This is a genomic window from Cytobacillus sp. (assembly GCF_964223445.1).
Lineage (GTDB): Bacteria > Bacillota > Bacilli > Bacillales > Cytobacillaceae > Cytobacillus.
In genome coordinates this window covers 20,130-38,987 of the sequence record NZ_CAXQGS010000005.1, presented here as the reverse complement: position 1 = coordinate 38,987, position 18,858 = coordinate 20,130, and the positions used below count along the sequence as shown (strand labels likewise).

At 42.1% G+C, this 18,858-nt stretch carries 24 protein-coding genes, 2 tRNA genes and 2 riboswitches; of the genes, 21 read left to right on the top strand and 5 right to left on the bottom strand.

Annotation, left to right across the window (positions count from 1 at the left end; genetic code table 11):
• Positions 1-81 precede the first annotated feature (81 nt).
• The 9 genes from ACEQ1T_RS00715 (at position 82) to ACEQ1T_RS00675 (ending at position 6,189) form a co-directional block, all read left to right on the top strand.
• Positions 82-155 (top strand) — tRNA-Gly (locus tag ACEQ1T_RS00715).
• A gap of 6 nt (positions 156-161) precedes the next feature.
• Positions 162-238 (top strand) — tRNA-Ile (locus ACEQ1T_RS00710).
• 354 nt (positions 239-592) lie between these two features.
• Positions 593-733, top strand: coding sequence for a cytochrome c oxidase subunit 2A (locus ACEQ1T_RS00705; protein ID WP_206845226.1), 141 nt, complete (start codon positions 593-595; stop codon positions 731-733).
• Positions 734-745: 12 nt separating this feature from the next.
• Positions 746-1,210: a cytochrome c oxidase subunit II gene (locus ACEQ1T_RS00700; protein WP_370221439.1), complete on the top strand. Its 465-nt coding sequence runs from the start codon at positions 746-748 to the stop codon at positions 1,208-1,210.
• A gap of 11 nt (positions 1,211-1,221) precedes the next feature.
• The gene (locus ACEQ1T_RS00695; protein ID WP_370221438.1) at positions 1,222-2,919 is read left to right on the top strand and encodes a cbb3-type cytochrome c oxidase subunit I; all 1,698 of its coding nucleotides are present in this window, start codon (positions 1,222-1,224) and stop codon (positions 2,917-2,919) included.
• A gap of 59 nt (positions 2,920-2,978) precedes the next feature.
• Entirely contained in the window at positions 2,979-3,611 is a 633-nt protein-coding gene (locus ACEQ1T_RS00690) for an SCO family protein (RefSeq protein ID WP_370221437.1), read from the top strand.
• On the top strand, positions 3,608-4,168 hold the full coding sequence (locus tag ACEQ1T_RS00685) for a hypothetical protein (RefSeq protein WP_206845216.1): 561 nt from the start codon (positions 3,608-3,610) through the stop codon (positions 4,166-4,168). Before ACEQ1T_RS00690 ends, ACEQ1T_RS00685 begins: the two co-directional genes overlap by 4 nt.
• Before the next feature lie 131 nt (positions 4,169-4,299).
• Positions 4,300-5,088, top strand: coding sequence for a DUF2935 domain-containing protein (locus ACEQ1T_RS00680; RefSeq protein ID WP_206845213.1), 789 nt, complete (start codon positions 4,300-4,302; stop codon positions 5,086-5,088).
• Between the two features lie 231 nt (positions 5,089-5,319).
• The gene (locus ACEQ1T_RS00675) at positions 5,320-6,189 is read left to right on the top strand and encodes a cation diffusion facilitator family transporter (RefSeq protein WP_370221436.1); all 870 of its coding nucleotides are present in this window, start codon (positions 5,320-5,322) and stop codon (positions 6,187-6,189) included.
• 38 nt (positions 6,190-6,227) lie between these two features.
• On the opposite strand, the gene ACEQ1T_RS00670 is transcribed toward ACEQ1T_RS00675, so the two are convergent.
• Positions 6,228-6,647, bottom strand: a complete 420-nt coding sequence (locus ACEQ1T_RS00670; RefSeq protein ID WP_370221435.1) for a hypothetical protein — start codon at positions 6,645-6,647, stop codon at positions 6,228-6,230.
• Positions 6,648-6,875: 228 nt separating this feature from the next.
• Between ACEQ1T_RS00670 and ACEQ1T_RS00665 the strand changes: the two genes are divergently transcribed.
• On the top strand, positions 6,876-7,412 hold the full coding sequence (locus ACEQ1T_RS00665; RefSeq protein ID WP_370221434.1) for a DUF3267 domain-containing protein: 537 nt from the start codon (positions 6,876-6,878) through the stop codon (positions 7,410-7,412).
• Positions 7,413-7,770: 358 nt separating this feature from the next.
• On the opposite strand, the gene ACEQ1T_RS00660 is transcribed toward ACEQ1T_RS00665, so the two are convergent.
• Positions 7,771-9,405, bottom strand: coding sequence for a bifunctional UDP-sugar hydrolase/5'-nucleotidase (locus ACEQ1T_RS00660; RefSeq protein WP_370221433.1), 1,635 nt, complete (start codon positions 9,403-9,405; stop codon positions 7,771-7,773).
• A gap of 153 nt (positions 9,406-9,558) precedes the next feature.
• Between ACEQ1T_RS00660 and ACEQ1T_RS00655 the strand changes: the two genes are divergently transcribed.
• From ACEQ1T_RS00655 to ACEQ1T_RS00620, 8 genes are all read left to right on the top strand, one after another.
• Positions 9,559-9,843, top strand: a complete 285-nt coding sequence (locus ACEQ1T_RS00655) for a hypothetical protein (protein ID WP_206845203.1) — start codon at positions 9,559-9,561, stop codon at positions 9,841-9,843.
• A 188-nt stretch (positions 9,844-10,031) separates the two neighbouring features.
• A riboswitch (TPP riboswitch) is annotated at positions 10,032-10,146 on the top strand.
• A 127-nt stretch (positions 10,147-10,273) separates the two neighbouring features.
• On the top strand, positions 10,274-12,058 hold the full coding sequence (gene thiC / locus ACEQ1T_RS00650) for a phosphomethylpyrimidine synthase ThiC (protein ID WP_370221430.1): 1,785 nt from the start codon (positions 10,274-10,276) through the stop codon (positions 12,056-12,058).
• A gap of 23 nt (positions 12,059-12,081) precedes the next feature.
• Positions 12,082-12,188: riboswitch (TPP riboswitch) on the top strand.
• Between the two features lie 88 nt (positions 12,189-12,276).
• Positions 12,277-12,885: a thiamine phosphate synthase gene (locus tag ACEQ1T_RS00645; RefSeq protein ID WP_206845201.1), complete on the top strand. Its 609-nt coding sequence runs from the start codon at positions 12,277-12,279 to the stop codon at positions 12,883-12,885.
• Complete coding sequence (thiO, locus tag ACEQ1T_RS00640; protein WP_370221429.1) at positions 12,882-14,024, top strand: glycine oxidase ThiO; 1,143 nt, start codon at positions 12,882-12,884, stop codon at positions 14,022-14,024. The genes ACEQ1T_RS00645 and thiO overlap by 4 nt, the downstream gene beginning before the upstream one ends.
• Complete coding sequence (gene thiS, locus ACEQ1T_RS00635) at positions 14,021-14,224, top strand: sulfur carrier protein ThiS (protein ID WP_206845199.1); 204 nt, start codon at positions 14,021-14,023, stop codon at positions 14,222-14,224. Before thiO ends, thiS begins: the two co-directional genes overlap by 4 nt.
• A gap of 1 nt (position 14,225) precedes the next feature.
• Positions 14,226-14,993 carry a thiazole synthase gene (locus ACEQ1T_RS00630; protein WP_370221428.1) on the top strand — a complete coding sequence of 256 codons (768 nt, stop codon included), beginning with the start codon at positions 14,226-14,228 and terminating at the stop codon, positions 14,991-14,993.
• Positions 14,990-16,009 (top strand): MoeB/ThiF family adenylyltransferase, encoded by a 1,020-nt coding sequence (locus tag ACEQ1T_RS00625; RefSeq protein WP_370221427.1) that lies wholly within the window; start codon positions 14,990-14,992, stop codon positions 16,007-16,009. The genes ACEQ1T_RS00630 and ACEQ1T_RS00625 overlap by 4 nt, the downstream gene beginning before the upstream one ends.
• A gap of 114 nt (positions 16,010-16,123) precedes the next feature.
• A complete protein-coding gene (locus tag ACEQ1T_RS00620) occupies positions 16,124-16,627 on the top strand; it encodes a VOC family protein (RefSeq protein ID WP_206845192.1) in 504 nt (167 codons plus the stop codon).
• A gap of 50 nt (positions 16,628-16,677) precedes the next feature.
• On the opposite strand, the gene ACEQ1T_RS00615 is transcribed toward ACEQ1T_RS00620, so the two are convergent.
• Positions 16,678-17,055, bottom strand: a complete 378-nt coding sequence (locus ACEQ1T_RS00615) for a VOC family protein (RefSeq protein ID WP_206845189.1) — start codon at positions 17,053-17,055, stop codon at positions 16,678-16,680.
• A gap of 142 nt (positions 17,056-17,197) precedes the next feature.
• Between ACEQ1T_RS00615 and ACEQ1T_RS00610 the strand changes: the two genes are divergently transcribed.
• Positions 17,198-17,557 carry a hypothetical protein gene (locus ACEQ1T_RS00610; RefSeq protein WP_206845180.1) on the top strand — a complete coding sequence of 120 codons (360 nt, stop codon included), beginning with the start codon at positions 17,198-17,200 and terminating at the stop codon, positions 17,555-17,557.
• Positions 17,558-17,582: 25 nt separating this feature from the next.
• On the opposite strand, the gene ACEQ1T_RS00605 is transcribed toward ACEQ1T_RS00610, so the two are convergent.
• The gene (locus ACEQ1T_RS00605) at positions 17,583-17,714 is read right to left on the bottom strand and encodes a hypothetical protein (protein ID WP_280516127.1); all 132 of its coding nucleotides are present in this window, start codon (positions 17,712-17,714) and stop codon (positions 17,583-17,585) included.
• A gap of 240 nt (positions 17,715-17,954) precedes the next feature.
• On the opposite strand from ACEQ1T_RS00605, the gene ACEQ1T_RS00600 reads away from it, so the two are divergent.
• Positions 17,955-18,140, top strand: coding sequence for a hypothetical protein (locus tag ACEQ1T_RS00600; RefSeq protein WP_370221426.1), 186 nt, complete (start codon positions 17,955-17,957; stop codon positions 18,138-18,140).
• Positions 18,141-18,176: 36 nt separating this feature from the next.
• On the top strand, positions 18,177-18,497 hold the full coding sequence (locus tag ACEQ1T_RS00595; protein ID WP_370221425.1) for a hypothetical protein: 321 nt from the start codon (positions 18,177-18,179) through the stop codon (positions 18,495-18,497).
• A 71-nt stretch (positions 18,498-18,568) separates the two neighbouring features.
• On the opposite strand, the gene ACEQ1T_RS00590 is transcribed toward ACEQ1T_RS00595, so the two are convergent.
• Positions 18,569-18,763: a hypothetical protein gene (locus ACEQ1T_RS00590; RefSeq protein ID WP_370221424.1), complete on the bottom strand. Its 195-nt coding sequence runs from the start codon at positions 18,761-18,763 to the stop codon at positions 18,569-18,571.
• Positions 18,764-18,858: the final 95 nt, after the last annotated feature.

The window sequence follows — 18,858 nt, the reverse complement described above, 5'->3', positions numbered from 1 at the left end:
TAGCCAAGTGGTAAGGCAGAGGTCTGCAAAACCTCCATCCCCGGTTCAAATCCGGGTGTTGCCTCCAAACCATATTCATATGCGGGTGTAGTTTAGTGGTAAAACCTCAGCCTTCCAAGCTGATGATGAGGGTTCGATTCCCTTCACCCGCTCCAACATATGGGCCTATAGCTCAGCTGGTTAGAGCGCACGCCTGATAAGCGTGAGGTCGATGGTTCGAGTCCATTTAGGCCCACCATTATACATACCATTTTCAAACTAATTCCAATAGGAATTAGTTTTTTTTGTGTTTGATAACCCCTTTATAGAACCGTTATTGGATCAATTTATATATATTACATTTATATCTTTAAAGCCAGATTTAAGAGGATTGCGTGATTTTCTAAATCAGGTGAGTTTATGTGAACTATTTGTGAATCGTTATGCTTGCCAGTACAGAATTCAATGGAAGAAAGCCTTGATATTACTATGTTTTTGCTAGTATTTCAGCATTTTGCCTGCGAGATATTTAAAAAAAGTGTGATTCATTTCACTTTTATGAAAACCCTTCTCAACTATGATGTAGGTAACAAAGCTAAGGAGCTGATGGAAGGTGGAAACGCGAAAAGTGGGCCAAAGCAGTTTAAAGGAACATAACTCTCTAAGGGGTACGTTCTTTTCAGTTACAGTTGTGGGACTTGGGATCTTTGTTACTTATTTAATTGTGTATGGTCTTTACATGGCCAGATTATAGGGGGGATAAAAAATGATGCATCGGTCGGAGAAGATATGGCTGATATTAAGCTTTGGAATGATTATTGGATTCATGCTGATTACGGGCTATCAGACATTCGCCCTGGAGATGGGGCCGCCAAGCTATGGAGAGCGAATTGATCCTCAAAAAGTGGATGAGACAGAGCCGTTTAATAATCCCGGGATTAAGAAGATAGGCGACAATGAGTATGAAGTGGTTATGACCCTTCAGGTATTCAGCTTTACCCCAAATGAAATTGAAGTGCCTGCAGGATCAACGGTTCATTTTACTATGACATCAAAAGATGTCGTGCATGGCTTTCAGGTTGCCGACACGAACTTAAATGCAATGGTTGTGCCTGGCTATGTACAAAAGATCACTCAGAAATTTGATAAGCCAGGTGAATATTTGGTTCTTTGCAATGAGTACTGCGGTGCGGGCCATCAGATGATGAGCACCACCATTACGGTGAAATAAAGGGGGGATAGATGGTGGAAACTGTTATTAAGCAAACAGGAAAAACACAAGCTTTTAAGGATAAAGCAAATAAAGTTATGGGAATTAGCCTGGAGGATGCAAAAATAACGAAATCATATTTATCTGTTGCTTTCTTAGCCATCCTGCTGGGGGGAATACTTGGACTTTTGCAAGGGCTGAACCGGGCTGGAATGCTGGAATTGCCGGCATGGCTGAACTATTATCAGGTTCTTACAGCTCACGGTCTGCTTCTGGTAGTCGTACTGTCGGCTTTCTTCACAATTGGTTACTTTTATGCTGGATTATCGCATACGCTGGGAGGACTGCTTCCTAAGGTAAGAATGATGGCCTGGATTGGCTTCTGGATGAAGATTTTCGGATTTGTCCTAGCTGTGATTCCGATTTTAATGAATGAAGCATCTGTTATGTATACTTTTTATCCGCCAATGGCTGCTTCACCTATTTTCTATATCGGCTTAGTCTTCATTGTATTGGGTGTATGGATGTGCGCCTTTGGTGCCTTTATTAATGTGGCTAGCTGGCGAAAGAGGAATCCCGGCCAGCATGTCCCTATTCTTTCTTTCTTTGCTACCGGTGTATTTGTTCTCTTATTCTTTGGCAGCATACCTGTAGCCATTGAGGTGTTTACCATTATCCCTTGGGCTTTTGGATGGATGGAGACAATAAATGTCATGGTTGCACGCACGCTGTTCTGGGCGTTCGGCCATACGCTGGTTAACATCTGGTATTTAACCGCGGTCTCTGCCTGGTATGTCATAGTGCCGAAGGTTATTGGCGGCCGAAGATGGAATGACCTTTTAACAAGAATTGTAGTTATTGCACTAGTAATTATGAATATTACCGGCGGTTTCCATCATCAGATTATTGATCCTGGTATTTCTGAACCTGTGAAATACATGCACGTGTTTATGAGTTTGGCGATTGGTTTTCCTTCATTAATGACTGCTTATGCTATGTTTGCGGTATTTGAGCGTACAGCGAGAAAGAAAGGAGGAAGAGGTCTTGTCGGCTGGTATAAGAAACTTCCATGGGGAGATGTTCGGTTTCTCGCGCCATTTATCGCGATGGCTGCTTTTATTCCTGCCGGAGCGGGTGGAATAGTACAAAGCACAAACCAATTGAACCAGGTTGTTCATAACACAATGTGGATTGTCGGTCATTTCCACTTAACACTTGGCATGTCTGTGGTCATGACGTTCTTCGGCATCAGCTACTGGCTCATTCCTTATGTATCAAAAAGAGTGCTTACACCGCAGATCAATAAACTTGGGGTTATACAAACGATCATATGGACGCTCGGTATGATCATCATGTCCGGAGCGATGCATTGGGTGGGTCTGCTGGGTTCTCCAAGAAGAACTTCCTATTCAACATACTTTGACAATGCGACTGCTTTAAGCTGGGATCCTTATCTGTTCTTCCTGGCTATCGGTGGTAGCCTTCTTATGATCGGTGTACTTATGCAGGTATATGCTGTATTCTACCTCATGTTCTTTGCACCAAAAGGAAACACAGAATTCCCTGTTGCGGAAGTGGAAGAGGATGAAGCGCCAACACCTAGATGGACAGAGCGCTGGGGATTATGGATTGTGTGTATGTTTGTCCTTGTCGGCATGGCTTACGTCATTCCATTGGTCGATTTTATAGTCAATGCACCTCCAGGTTCACCTCCATATAAAACCTGGTAAGGGTAGAGAGATAGCTCGGCTGCTGGGCTGTCTCTTTCTTTAAAAGGAAGTGAGGAATCATGTTTCCAAAAAATAGAACGGTGCTTTCAAGCTTGCTGATACTGGTGTTTGGTGTGGTCCTGTTTTACATTGGCACAGATGGGTTTCAGGCTTTCACTGCCGAAACAGCCAGAATTAATCAGTTAATGGATGATAAGCCTCAATTCCCGGATGTAACACTTGAAGATAATAACGGGAGGATCTTTTCTTTCTCAGAATTCGAAGAGAAATATGTGTTTATTACCTTTTTATATACTTCATGCGGTACTGTTTGTCCTGAACTGGAGGTTAATATGTCTGAAGTATATAAACGGATTCCGGAAGAGTACATCGGAAATGATATTCAGTTTCTGAGCATCAGTTTTGATCCGGAGCGGGATGATCCGGAAACATTGGATACTTACCGGAAGGCCTTTGGAAGTGACGGAGAAACCTGGAGAATGGCCAGGATTCCGAATCAGCAGGAACTTAAGTCTTTACTGGACGGATTTGGAGTCGTTGTCATTCCAGATGAATACGGCAATTTTGCACATAACTCGGCTTTTTATCTGGTGAATCCAAAAGGACAGTTAGTAGAAGTTATGGATTACACACTGATTGAAGAGGCGGCTGATCGGGTAACAGAGATTCTGCAAAGTGGAGGGGAAAAATGATGAAGCCATCAGTATATGGATTCCTGCTGCTTCTAACACTGATTCTCCCGCCAGTAGCTAATTTGCTGGAGTCCATTATGATTACCCATATGCATATGCAAATGCCTCTACTGGTGATCTCGGGTTTATTCATGGCGAAATTCTTTCAAAATCGCTTTCAGAAATTCTTTTCAAATTGGAATGAAAATGGAGTCCCTGGTATTTTGCTGTTTTCGATCATTATGGTTTATTGGTCTCTGCCCAGGACAATGGATGAAGCCTTGACGCTTACAAGTATTGAAGCTTTTAAATTTATTTCACTTCCTTTTTTGGCTGGGGTTCCATTGCGGGACAGCTGGCCAAAGCTAAGTCCATTTTGGAAGCATGCTCTCATTATTTTCTTTACTATCTTATTTTTAGCCCTGGGATGGCTATATATCTGGTCCCCTGTACAGCTTTGCAATAATTATTTGGTCATCGAGCAGATTACGCTGGGATGGGGTTTTATCTCAACCGCGTTTGCAATGGTTATTTACTTGATTTATAGCTATTTCATGGATTTTTCAAAATATGAGTAATAGAATGACTGCTGCCGTCTTGGAAGCAGTTCGTACAATTTCAGCTGGTTTACCTGCTTCAATAAAATAGAATAAAGGCAGAAGATCATAAATATATATGAGAAGGAGTGAGTAATTGGGGAGGGGATGACATGGCGGATCCAATAGTCGTTAGATCGCTGGATGAAATTAAATTTTGGTCCAGGATTATGAAAGAACATGCACTATTTTTAAGTTTAGGGTTTACCTATGAACAAAAACAATTAATCGCCGAAGCACAGCAATTTATCGCTCTATTTGAAAGAATCGAGGAAAAGCTGGCCAGATTTACAATCAACTCAGAACTAAGCCAGGTTCGAGCATTTAATAACGAGGTTTATCAAGCAGCTGCTGCCATCTGGAGCTATAAGAGGAAAGTGCTGGGGCTGACACTAAGATGCGAAATCCGTTCAAATAATTTTCCATTATTGATTGACCATATCAGCAGAGAAGCTGCATACTTTGCAAATCGATTAAAAGACCTAAACTCAGGGATACTCGCACCAAAACCTGAAGCCATTATAGAAGAAAATGTATTCTTTCTCAGGATCATGGCAGATCATGCTAAGTTTATTGGCCATTTACTAGATCCTTCGGAAAGAAAGCTGGTAGAACAGGCAAGAGAGTTTAGTCATGATTTTGACCAATTGGTCTTTCAAGCTGTTGATCTTGACTCTATGCAGCCTGAATCAGAAACGAAACCAATACTTAGCCATTTTTTAAATGAGAATAAGGTATCAGTTGCTTCATTAAGGGACTTTAAGAAAACAGCCAGAGAATTAATAGAGGCGTGCCGGATCAAAAGCAATATTCATCCTCTTCTGGCAGACCATACGTTTAGAGAAGCAGAGAGATTTTTGGAAATTATCGATTTGTTTGAAGCGAGTCTTAAGAGGGCTTAGATTTTCTTGGAAGAAGGGCCATTTCTTTCAGGTTGTTCAAATTTCTGTTATTCCCTTATGCACATTAAAATGAACAAATCAAGCCAGCCTATTTCAGGGCTGGCTTAAATTTTCACTAGTCCAACTTAATTGCACTTTGCTTATTTATTTAATAATAGACAAAAAGATTGCTCTAGACCCACCCGAATTCCGCTTGGTAATATAAGCAAGGGTAAAGTAGGAGGCTAGGGCATGGAAGAGGAAAAGTATCAAAACCTTAAGTTGGGTGAGCGTGCTGCGTTTATTAGTATTGCAGCTTATATATGTCTTTCTGTACTAAAATTAACAATTGGATATGTGAGTGATTCTGCTGCTTTGAAAGCGGATGGATTGAATAATACAACGGATATTATTGCTTCAATTGCAGTGCTTATAGGTCTTAGGATTTCCCAGCGTCCGCCGGATAAAAATCATGGGTATGGCCATTGGAAAAGTGAAACCATCGCTTCCATGGTAGCGTCCTTTATTATGGCTGCTGTGGGCATTCAAGTTCTGCTGAATGCTGTTTCATCTATGTTTGAAGGAGTTAATGAATCTCCTGATATCATTGCGGCATATACGGGAGTTTTTTCTGGAGCGGCAATGTACTTTGTGTACCGCTACAACAAAAAATTAGCCATTAAAATTAACAGCAAGGCCGTTATGGCAACGGCTAAGGATAATATCTCAGACGCCTGGGTGAGTATAGGCACAGCCATCGGAATTTTTGGATCACAACTGAACATGCCATGGCTTGATCCGTTAACAGCCATTATTGTCGGGATATTAATATGTAAAACGGCATGGGATATTTTTGTACAAGCCTCCCATGAGCTTTCAGATGGATTTGATGAAAAAAAGATTAATCATTATCAGGATGTCATCAAAAAAGTAGATGGGGTAAAAGGCATAAAAGATATTAAAGGCAGAAGCTATGGAAACAATGAAGTGATCGATGTGGTCATTCTCGTTAATTCCACACTGGATATTAAGGAAGCCCATGATATTGCGACACATGTTGAGAAAGTGATGATGCAGGATTATGGGGTATATGATGTTCATGTCCATGTGGAGCCGAATTAAAAAAGAAATGCGTCTCTTGATGAGGCGCATTTTTTTTTCTAGCTGAACATTTTATCCAATTCCCGTAAATGATCATAGGCATTTACGAGGTGTTCAGGAACTATTTTTCTTCCATAATCCCAGGAGTTTTTTTCTATTTCAGACATGAGCTGTTCTTTCTCGTCATCTTCTCCATACATTAGGGTTCTTATATCATGTTTGTTTTTCTTGAAATCCAGATAATAGCCTATTTCATGGTATAGCATCAATTTCAACAGGTTCTCATCGGTTTCTTTAATTTTAAAGTTGATTTTGGCTATGTAGCCGTTCACTTTCAGATAGTTAAACTTAATTGTATTCGTTGAGACGTTGTAGCTCATAGGCGCAGTAAGTGTATTGCTGAACTCGTAATTTATATTGAGGCGGTGTTCGTTTAATGTATGTAAAATAATCTTTTCAATATCCCAGATATATAGCACTTCCCTTATCACAGTCCTTTCACAGTGTTCTTGAATTGATTATACAAGGCTATTGATGCCGGTAACAGTGTTTTCGGGTACATTAGGTCCATTTGGGCACAATCGGTAAAAGTGAGAATTTGAGAATGAGGCAAAAGAAGGAGAGTAAAAGAATGGAAACATCTGAAACTTTTTAACTTTTTCTCCGTACATTTGTATATGGTCTTATTTCTTGAGGGGATGAGAAAGTTGGATAATAGAAAACAAACGGTTGTTTCCATTTCAATGATGAAATTGCAGATTTATTTATTCATTGCAACGATTGTGCTGGTATTTGGGGTGCTCTTTTTACATGCAGTGATTTATGGCGGAGGGGAAATGTCTTTTGATCTTATCGGTATGCTATTATTTTTAGCTGGTATGGTTGTTATAGTTGTTTTGCATGAAGCCATCCATCTGGCAGGTTTTCGCTATATTGGCGGTGTTCCATGGAGCGAAATGTCCTGGGGAGTCAATTTGAAATTGGGTGTGGCTTATGCTCATGCCAAACAGCCAGTGACTGTTCAGCAAATGAAAAAGGTTTTAATGCTGCCATTCATTCCGACTGGCTTGTTGCCCCTTGTTCTTGGAATTGTACTGAATATGCCCGGATTATCGATATTAGGGGCGATATTGACTGTTGGATGTTTTGGAGATCTTGTTTTGTATAAAAAGCTCTTAAAATTTTCAAATGATGCTCTAGTCATTGACCATCCGACTAAACCGCAATTTACAGTTTATGAATAGGCTGCAATTCCATATGTTTAAGAACTTTTATGTTTGTTGTCCCAGCCAGTAAATATTTGGGTGAAAAAAAAAGCAACCAGGGCCGCCAGTGATGATATGAGGAGGTTTCTCATTGAATCCAGTCCATAAAGCCGGATCCCTATCAATTTGGATGTATTTGTACACAATCTCCAGTTTTCAAAAACAATGGCTGTTTTATGGAAAAATGGAAAAAAGACGCCGAACAGCATGAGAAAATAAATATACTTTTTCATTATCCTATTCCTTTCTTTCTGATCCTAATAGAAGAATATGATGTCCGTCCTGCTATTAGTATTAAATGGACAAGAAAAAAGGACAGTCACGGGGCTGTCCTTTTTCAGTCTATTATCTTAATGCGTCCATCAATCGCGGAGCTGAATGGCTGTGCTAAATTCTGTATATAGTCAACTAGTGCATCTATATCACTTGGACCGGTCACTCTGTTTGTCCCTTTTCGGAATACTGTAAAATTGTCTCCTCCATCAGCGAGATAAGTATTTACAGCGACCGAATAGTTTTTGCTCGGATCAAGTAATGTTCCGTCAGACAGATATATATCATTTATTTTTTCACCTCTAGGCTTGCTGTCATCCCAAGTATAAGTGAGTCCAGAGATCTGAAGAATTCTTGTTGTATTTGGCTTCCATTGCTGTTTGAGGACATCACGAATTTGGCTGCCTGTCAGGTTCATTTTGACCAGTTGATTGCTGAAGGGAAGGACGACAAATAAGTTTCCCCAAGTAACACGGCCGGCGTCAATGTCTGCCCGGATTCCTCCTGGATTGATGAAAGCCAAATCTGTGTTCATCGCTGTCCGCTGGGAATTGGCAATAAGATTGCCCAGGGCTGATTCACCGCTTCTGTTTTGTTCGGCTGTGATTGAGATTGCGGCAGTGCCGATATATCTGTTCACAGTGGATTCTACTTTTCTTTCATAGCGCTCGATCATCCTGGTTATGTCGCTTGCGGGCTGGATATTCTCTTGAAAAACATTTACAATTTCAGCGTGCTTGCGGACAATATCCTTTGTCTGGGGATCTATTTCTATATCTACATCAGAAAAGGCAGTGCCATATGAGTAGGCCTGTACAAGAAGCTTTCCATCCACCACACTGTTCAGATAGTCATGACTATGGCCTCCGAACATAATATCCACTTCGTCATCCACCTGATGGGCTAACTCTATTAACTGGCCTCTGGCATGCTCCCCATTGAGTTTTGATTTTCCAGGGACATGCGCCAGTACCACAATGGCTCTTACTCCTTGTTTTTTAAGTTCTCGGGTATACTTGTTGATGGCTTCAGCTTCATCGATAAAGATCAGTTCTTTCATACTGTCAGGTGCTGAAAGAGCCGGTGTTTCTTTCATGATGACTCCGATAAATCCAATTGGGATTCCGCTGACGTTTACTATTTTATATGGAGGAAGGAAGGGCTTGCCTGACTTTTGGCTGATTACATTGGACGCAATCCATGGGAATTGGGATCCGGAATAATCTTTTGCTGCTGAAGGGCTGCTGCCACTTAGCAGGCGAAGCAGTTCTTCAGATCCCCGGTCAAATTCATGATTGCCGATAGTGCCAATATCAAACCCCATCTTATTCAAAAATTCAATAGTCGGTTCATCCCGCAGGAGAGCGGATACTGGCGGACTGGCTCCAATCATGTCTCCAGCATGAAGCATAATGGTGTTTTCATTTTCAGAAGCACGCTGCCGCAAATAGGCAGCGAGGTAATCTGCGCGTCCTGCTGGTCTGCCGTTAACCTGCCGAGTGACATTCAGCTGTCCATGGAAATCATTAATGCCCAGCAATTGAATTTGCTTGTATGGTGCTTCTGTACGTTCTTCAACATGGCCGTGATATTCTTCAGAAAGACCCTGCTGATCCCATTGTTCTTTTTCTGCAGGCTGTCCGCCGTATAGAGGCATTCCCAGAAAGCTAAATAATATAAGGGAGAAAAGTATTTTCATAATTCATCCTCCAGTAATTGTGGCAGGGATAGTATTTGCAGATACTAGGGATTTAATCGGGTGATGGGCTATTAGAGATCAGAAAAGTTTGGCCTCCTGCCAAAAGGGTTAGGTCTTAAAGAAACATAATACTGCAAAAGGAGATGACAATACATGAATTATAAGAAGCTATGGCTATCAGTTCCATTGAGTGCAGGATTATTGTTGGCAGGATGCGGAACGGATGAACAGGATCCGCCTCCGGAAACGGAAGATGTGGAATTGGAAGATAATCAGATGGAAGAAAACAATAATGAAGATAGTGAAATGCAGGATCCTGGCACATCAGAAGAATCTGATATGGAGGAGCCCGGCATGAATGAAGAATCACCGCAAAATGAAGAGAGTATGGATCAAAGTGATATGGATATGAATGATGAGGAATCTGACGGGAACTAACCTTCATTAAATTACTTAAAACGGCTGCCGCTGGCAGGCGTTTTTGATGTTCATTCACAAGTAAAAAGCCTGAATTAAGGAAAACGAGTTTAGGAGCAAAATAAAGACAACATTTTTTATCTGGCAGAATTCTGAAAAAATTCCTTTCCTTTGTTACCGCAATTCTGTATACTAAAATTGAATTTAATAGCAATAACTAGGGGTGCCCAATAGCTTGGGCTGAGAAAGAAACGCGCTAAGGTTTCTTGACTCTTTGGACCTTATCTGGATCATACCAGCGTGGGGAAGTTAGAATGTGCAAAAGTTTCTTTGTGCAAAGACATCTGCGGTTAAGCCGGTCCATCTTTATGTGGACCGGCTTTTTTACATATATGGCACTTCCTTGGTTCCAGGTCTCGTCCTTACATTTTTAATAAGGGAGAGATGATTAATGACTGCAAGTTCTTTAAATCATGAGAGTATTTCTATTATGTCAAGCTTTACTGGCAGCAAAAAAGTATATGTGAAGGGTTCCAGGGCTGATATAAAGGTTCCGGTGCGAGAGATAGAATTAAGCCCCACTGCCGGAACGTTTGGTGAAGAGGTCAATGAGCCGGTTCGTGTATATGATACGAGCGGACCATATACGGATCCTCAATATACTGCAGATCTAAAGAAAGGGCTTCCCGCTCTGAGAAGCCGGTGGATTCAGGAACGAGCGGATGTAGAAGAATATGATGGGCGGAAAGTAAAGCCCGAGGACAATGGCTACCTCAATGAAGGTGATCCGCGTGCCAATCATAAAGTCTTTCCTGGCTTAAACCGCAAGCCATTGATAGCGAAAAAAGGGAAGAATGTCACCCAGCTTCACTATGCCAAAAAGGGGATCATTACCCCGGAGATGGAGTTTATAGCTATTCGGGAAAATATGGAACCGGAATTTGTGCGGTCTGAAGTAGCAAGAGGGCGGGCGATAATTCCTTCCAATATCAATCATCCTGAGACAGAGCCAATGATTATCGGAAGAAATTTTCATGTAAAAATTAATGCGAATATTGGAAACTCGGCTGTTTCATCCTCAATTGAAGAAGAGGTAGAGAAAATGACCTGGGCTACCCGATGGGGAGCGGATACAATTATGGATCTGTCTACAGGCAAAAATATTCATACTACACGCGAATGGATTATCAGAAACTCTGCCGTTCCGGTCGGTACTGTTCCCATTTATCAGGCCCTTGAAAAGGTTAATGGCATTGCCGAGGATCTTACGTGGGAAGTATACAGGGATACCCTAATCGAACAAGCAGAGCAGGGGGTTGACTATTTTACCATTCATGCAGGTGTCCTTTTGAGGTATGTGCCGCTGTCGGCAAAACGCTTGACCGGAATTGTGTCGAGAGGCGGATCCATTATGGCTCAATGGTGCCTGCATCATCATAAAGAGAACTTTTTATATACGCACTTTGAAGAAATTTGCGAGATCATGAAAGCTTATGATGTGGCCTTCTCCCTGGGGGATGGACTGAGGCCGGGATCGATTGCAGATGCAAATGACGAGGCTCAATTTGCAGAGCTCGAAACACTTGGAGAGCTGACGAAAATTGCCTGGGAACATGATGTCCAGGTAATGGTCGAGGGACCTGGCCATGTTCCAATGCATTTAATCAAAGAGAATATGGATAAACAATTGGAAATCTGTAAAGAAGCACCATTCTACACACTCGGACCCCTTACGACTGATATAGCTCCGGGCTATGACCATATTACCTCTGCAATCGGGGCTGCCATGATAGGCTGGTATGGTACGGCAATGCTTTGCTATGTTACACCTAAAGAACATTTGGGTTTGCCAAATAGAAACGATGTGCGCGAGGGTGTCATCACGTATAAAATTGCCGCTCATGCTGCAGATCTGGCAAAGGGACATCCTGGAGCGCAAAAAAGGGATGATGCCCTGTCAAAAGCCCGTTTTGAATTTCGCTGGAGAGATCAATTTAATCTTTCTTTGGATCCTGAGCGTGCTTTGGAATTTCATGATGAAACACTGCCGGCTGAAGGTGCAAAAACAGCTCATTTTTGTTCCATGTGCGGGCCAAAGTTTTGCAGTATGAGAATTTCTCAGGATATCCGGAATTATGCAAAAGAACATCAGCTTGAAACAAATGAAGCGATAAAGAAGGGACTGGAAGAAAAAGCTGAGGAATTTAATAAGGCCGGGGGAAATATATATCAGTAGTCTTTTTATAGTTTAATAGAAATTAAATCCGCTGGGGGTGCCTGTTTGCAGGCTGAGATTAAAGCAAAAGCTTTAAGACCCTTGGAACCTGATCTGGCATGCCAGCGTAGGGAAGTGGAGTATCGGGTCTGAATTCCAAGGCCCCATACCGCCGCTTTCTATTTAGAAGGTGGTTTTTTATTTGCACAAAATCTAAAAATAGCACGGGAGCATCCGCAATGAAAAAACAGCTGCATGTTATATCAGATGGAAAGCTTTCTCTAGAGGCCTTTGCTGAAATAGCAGGTGAAGTGGAACCCTTTGCAGATAAGTTCCACTTGAGGGAAAAACATCGAACCGCAAGGGAGCTATATGAAGGAATTGAGCTGCTTTGTAATGAGGGAGTCCCCATTCATAAAATTGTTATAAATGATCGGGTGGATGTTGCATGGACATGTAAGGCAGGTGTACATCTTGCTTTTCACAGCCTTCCAGTCCATGTTGTCAAAATGCATTTTCCAGATATGCCCATCGGATGTTCCGTACATTCTCTTGAAGAAGCAGAAGAGGCTGCAAAACAGGGAGCTGGTTATATCCTGTTTGGACACATATTTGAAACCGATTCTAAGAAGGGAGCTCCGCCAAGGGGCACTGGGTCACTGGAGGCTCTCAAAAAGGCAGTAGAAATTCCGGTATTGGCAATTGGAGGCATTAAACCAGAAAAAGTCCCAGAGGTTTTGGAGGCGGGGGCAGATGGCATTGCTGTAATGTCAGGGATTTTGCAGGCAAAGGACCCTGCAGAGGCAGCAAAGCTCTTTTTAAATAAGTTAGATGAGGAGGGGAAATGATGAGGAAAATATTTGACGCCGTTATAGTTGGCGGCGGCATTAACGGTAGCTCCATTGCTTTTCAACTGGCTAAAAGAGGGTATAAAGTGGCCGTTTTGGATAAGGGGAAAATAGCCGGCAAGGCTTCCGGAGCGGCAGCTGGAATTTTAGGAGCCCAAACGGAACTGACAGAAGACGGCCCGCTATTCCAGCTGGCATGCAAAAGCCGCTCCATGTATCAGAGCCTGATTCCTGAACTGGAAGATTTATCTCAAGTGCATATTGGCTATCAAAATAAGGGTGTATATAAAGTGGCGGCTAATAAAGAAGAGGAGCTGGCATTAAAAAGCTTGATAGAAAGCCAGCAAAAAGCGGGTGAGCAGGCCGAATGGTTTTCGATCGATGACCTGATCAAACGTGAACCATTCGTATCAAATAAATTGAGGGGGGCCATGTATATACCGAATGACGGACAAGTACAGGCATATGAATTGTCCCTTGCCTTTGCAAAAGCTTCAATAGCCCTCGGCGCAGAAATATATGAGTATACACATGTATCAGATTTTATTTTAAAAGATAAAAAGGTTAATGGAGTCAGAACCAGCCTGGGAGAACTTCTGACAGATTCCGTTATTGTTGCTTCCGGGGTCTGGAGCAGGGAGCTTCTTGAAAGAACGGGCCTTTCGCTGCCCATTATTCCGGTTAAAGGCGAGTGCTTCTCGGTCAAGGTTGAAAAACCGCTTGTACAGGGGACGATCTTTTCACATGGATGCTATATCGTTCCAAAGCAATCCGGGAGGCTGGTAGTTGGAGCGACGGTTAAGGTAAATTCATTTGATGAGAAGGTGACCTTTGAGGGAATATCCTTGCTGATGGAAAAGGCTCAAAACCTGGTTCCTGTCATCGCGAATGCGGAATGGGAAGGCGCCTGGACAGGAATTCGTCCGCAATCGGCTGATGGGCAGCCTTTTTTGGGACAACATCCAGCATGTGAAGGGTTATACATTGCAGCTGGGCATTTTCGGAATGGGATCCTCCTTGCCCCGGCAACAGGAGAACTGATGGCAGACATCATGGAAGGCAAAACGGAGCAGCCTAATCCATTTGAGCTGTCCCGCCTTGAATGTTTAGTCCATTCGTCAAAAGGGGTGCTTTTATGAATATTGTCATTAACGGAGATGCTATTGTGCTGCCGGAAACAGTTAATTCTGTTTCACGCCTGCTCGAGCACTTTCATTTGGAGCAAAAGGTAGTCATTGTCGAGCTAAACCAGAACATTTTGGATAATTCCACACATGCTGAAACCATACTGACAGACGGGGATCGAATCGAAATTGTACACTTTGTAGGAGGCGGATGATTTGTTGAAAATTGGACCCTATGAATTTAATTCACGGCTGCTGCTCGGAACAGGAAAATATCCAAGCTTTGATGTGCAAAGGGAAGCTGTAGAAGCTTCGGAAGCAGAGGTGCTTACGTTTGCAGTACGCCGTATGAACATTTTTGAAGCGAACCAGCCCAACTTTTTGGAAAAGCTGGATTTAAAGAAATATAAATTACTCCCAAATACGGCAGGAGCAAGTACAGCTGAGGAGGCTGTTCGAATAGCAAGGCTATCCAAAGCTTCCGGGCTCTGCGACATGATTAAGGTTGAGGTTATTGGATGCAGCAAAACACTTCTTCCCGATCCAATAGAAACAATAAAAGCAGCGGAGATTCTATTAGACGAGGGATTTATTGTTCTTCCTTATACCTCTGATGATGTCGTCCTTGCCCGAAAACTAGAAGAAATAGGCTGCCATGCGGTCATGCCATGTGCTTCGCCAATTGGTTCAGGGCAGGGAATCATTAATCCTATTAATCTTCAATTTATTACAGAGCAGGCTGCTGTTCCGATTATTGTGGATGCTGGAATTGGGAGCCCGGCAGATGCGGCATTGGCAATGGAGCTGGGAGCAGATGGTGTGTTATTAAATACGGCTGTCTCCTCTGCCGATGATCCTGTTAAAATGGCAAAAGCAATGAAACTCGCCATTGAAGCAGGAAGGCTGGGCTATGAAGCTGGCCGGATGCCCCAAAAGCGTTATTCATCAGCAAGCAGCCCGGCGGAAGGAATGGTTTTTAGTTGAATCAGCGATACTCCCGCCAGATATTATTTCCTGCGATTGGCAAAGAAGGACAGAAAAAGCTGAGGGAAAAACACGCTTTGATTGTAGGGGCTGGTGCATTAGGGGCTGCAAATGCAGAAACCCTCACAAGGGCAGGCATCGGCAAATTAACCATTGCCGATCGGGATTATGTGGAGTGGAGCAACCTGCAGCGCCAGCAGCTTTATAGTGAAGAAGACGTTGTTCGTAAAGCTCCAAAAGCGATAGCAGCGGCTAAACGCCTGAAAGCCATCAATTCAGAGGTTCAAGTTATTGCCCGTATAATGGATGTAGGAGTACAGGAGATTGAAGAGCTGATTGAGGGTGTTGATTTAATCATTGACTCAACAGATAATTTTGACATTCGCTTTCTTATCAATGATATAACTCAAAAGCACCGGATTCCCTGGATATATGGAGGGTGTGTGGGGAGCTATGGTTTAAGCTATACCATCTTGCCTGGGGTGTCACCGTGCCTGAATTGCCTGATGGACAAATTGCCATTGGGAGGTGCCACTTGCGATACGGGAGGTGTTATTCAGCCGGCTATTCAAATGGTTGCGGCTTACCAGTCTGCTGAAGCATTAAAGATATTGGCAGAAGACTTGGAATCCTTACGCGGGACACTTGTTTCTTTTGATGTATGGAAAAATCATTTTAGTTCTGTTAATGTTACTTCCTTAAAGAATCCGCAGTGCTTATCGTGTGGGACTAATCCAGTTTATCCCTTCCTGGACTACAGAAATCAGACAAAAACAGCACTGCTTTGCGGGAGGGATACTGTTCAAATCAGGCCTTCAGCCCTTCAGGACATGGATGTTGCTTTTTTGGAAAAATCCCTGGTCTCTCAAGGAATCATGGTAGAGAGCAATCCTTATTTGCTCTCATTTTCGATCGATGAGGCAAGAGTGGTTGTATTTAAGGATGGAAGAGTGCTGGTGCATGGGGTAAGAGACATTCTCCAGGCAAAGAACCTGTATCATCGTTTCCTGGGATAATGAGTTTTGCCTGTCGCTAAGTGTGACAGGATTTATTGACTAATAAGCATTAAATATCAAACTCAAAATTAGGCTAAAATGAAGATGAAGAGCATCTAAACAGGAGTTGATATCATGAAAAATAAAATCCAAAAAATCACACCAAACTTATGGTTCAATACAGAAGCTGAAGAGGCAGCAAACTTTTATACTTCGATTTTTAAGGACTCAGCTATCAGCAAGATTACCCGCTATGGGAATGAAAGGCACGAACTTAGCGACATGCCAGAGGGAAAGGTTATGACTGTAAAATTTCAGCTGGAAGGGCAGGAGTTTACTGCCCTGAATGGCGGACCAAAATTTAAGTTTAATGAGGCAATTTCATTTATTGTTAATTGCGAGAATCAAGAAGAAATAGACTATTATTGGGAAAAGCTCTCTGAAGGCGGGGATGAGAAGGCACAGGCATGCGGCTGGCTGAAGGATCAGTTTGGCGTATCCTGGCAAATCGTACCTGCAGAGTTAAGCGAAATGATCAGCAGCCATGATTCTGAAAAAACCGAGCGAGTAATGAAGGCATTGCTCCAAATGGAGAAAAAGATTGATTTGAATACTTTGAAGAAAGCATTTGAAGGCTAAGAGAAAAAAGACCTGTCCACTCAGCATTTGAAGGACAGGTCTTCTTGGAATTATTTATCCTCTCTTAATAAATAGTTATTTCCATCCTGGTCTTTAAACGTAAACATGGTTCCAAAAGGCATTTTTAGCATATCCTCAACTTCCACGCCATTTTGTTTCATTTGTTCATAAGCAGCTTCAATATCAGATGTGCTGAAAAGGATGGATGGGTGGGCAACTGCAGATGGATTTTGCTGTTCCATGGCTGCCTTTGAATAGAGAACTAAAGTTGTAAATTCATCATTGCTTGGACCAACTTCAATCCAGGCAGCATTTTGTCCCATAGGCTGTTCGAACTTTAGAACAAACCCCATTTTATTCAGCCAGAACTCTTTTGCCTGTTCCTGGTCCTCAACGTATACTGTGATTTTTCCGATTTTATTGATCATATTAAGTTCTCCTTTGATTTCATTCTTATAAAAAGGATTTTATCAGTCCATGGCGGCAAAAACAATTTCAGTATTGGAAAGGTTCGCGTGAATTCACTCCTAATTGGAGATAATTACTGTAACCATTGAGAGGAGAGGGGTTATGTACATAGAATCCATACGGTTCACCGATTCTCCTGTCCATCATCAATTTCCGACATTATATGAGAATTTGGGTCTTCCCGAGGTTTCTTCCTTTATTGAGCAAAAATATGAATTTGATTTCACTGCAGGAAAAACAAAAAGAACTGGGCATGGAAGCATTCGAATGTATAAGCAATATGGAGAGCTTAAGGTGATAATCTCTGAAAAAATGACCGGATTCGGACCAAAAAGGCTTGAAAAGCTGGAGAGTCTGCTTATGGAGGAGGTTAAAGAACGATTTATCAGCAATATTGAAGCCGAAACTAAAACACGAAAAGTGTACCACATGCATTTTGGCCGTAATGACAGGGGTAAATAGGGACAGTTTAACTGTCCCATATGGCTTACTTGGTGTTGTCTCTTTGGGCTTTTAAAGCGATTCTTTCAAGACCATTTTCTCTGTCATCCGCATATTCTGTTTCTTTTGGAAGTGCATTATTCTTATGATCTGATTGGCTTTTCTTTTTCTTTGCCATGATTTTCACCTCCTTTATAGTGATTAAGGCATCTGCGTTTTTAGTTTGCATTCTTTTTATTAGGCTATGCCTTAAGTTTTTGAACCCCCAAAAATTCAATCAAACGTTTGATTGAAAGGTATGCCAGCTCATCTTGCGCTGTACTGAAGTGCGAATTAATAGGATTTTTTCTATATGATGAAACCTCCATGATTACCTTTCGTATTTAAATAGTACAGCGTAATCATGGAGGTTTTCTTTTTGAAAATGATGTGGTTAATCACTGGAATAGTTCTTATTTTGGCAGCAGCAGCTTTGGCCCTATTCATGTATCTAAAGGGGAAAAACAGCGGTGATCCTGAGTCAGTCATCGGGTATGTGCAGGAACACAGGCATACAGACAATATGGCCTTGGTTATTCGGCATAATGATGAAGAGTGGGTTTAATATCAATGAGCTACTGCTGGTGATTATGCAGAGCTGATGAGCCTATTAAACAGGAAAAACTATTTTTCCAAGGAAATCCATTCTTATCTTGACCCGGTTATGGAGCAACTGCTGAAAAATCCCCGCAACCGGGAGTGGCTTCAGCATGCAGGGCAAAAGGGAGAATCAACAGCCTTTGTTTTTACCATCAGCATGTATGCAACCGATAAAGAGGGCAATCGTACAGAAATGGCTTTCCTTGCAAATGATCTGAGCAATGCGCAGTTTAAGGAGCTTTCAAGGAATATGAACAGTTTTCAGCTTCAATTTCTGACAAACAGCGAATTCCGGAACTCTGTAAGGGAGGAGCTGAATTAAGAGTTCGAAAAAGCATTCGCTGTTAATGGCGAATGTTTTTTACATAGTAAAAACCCCGCTAAAGAGCGGGGCTAGGTAATGCTTTCTCTCCTCTGGCCGACCCACCAGTCGATGTGATCCAGGTTGAAGACATACAAATTTCCGTAAGGTCTAAGATGCGGGATCTCCTTATTCTGAATCAGATGATGGATTTTTTCCTCTGTGAGAGGATAGCCAATAGATGCTAAATAAGCGAGCAATTCCTCAATTCGGTAAACTTTTCTCACTTCATCACCTCCCGCTAAAACTCTTTTTGGAAGAATACTTAGTGGCAGGCAATAAGGTATTGAAAAGCTTAGTTAGTATGTACCCTGTTTATAGA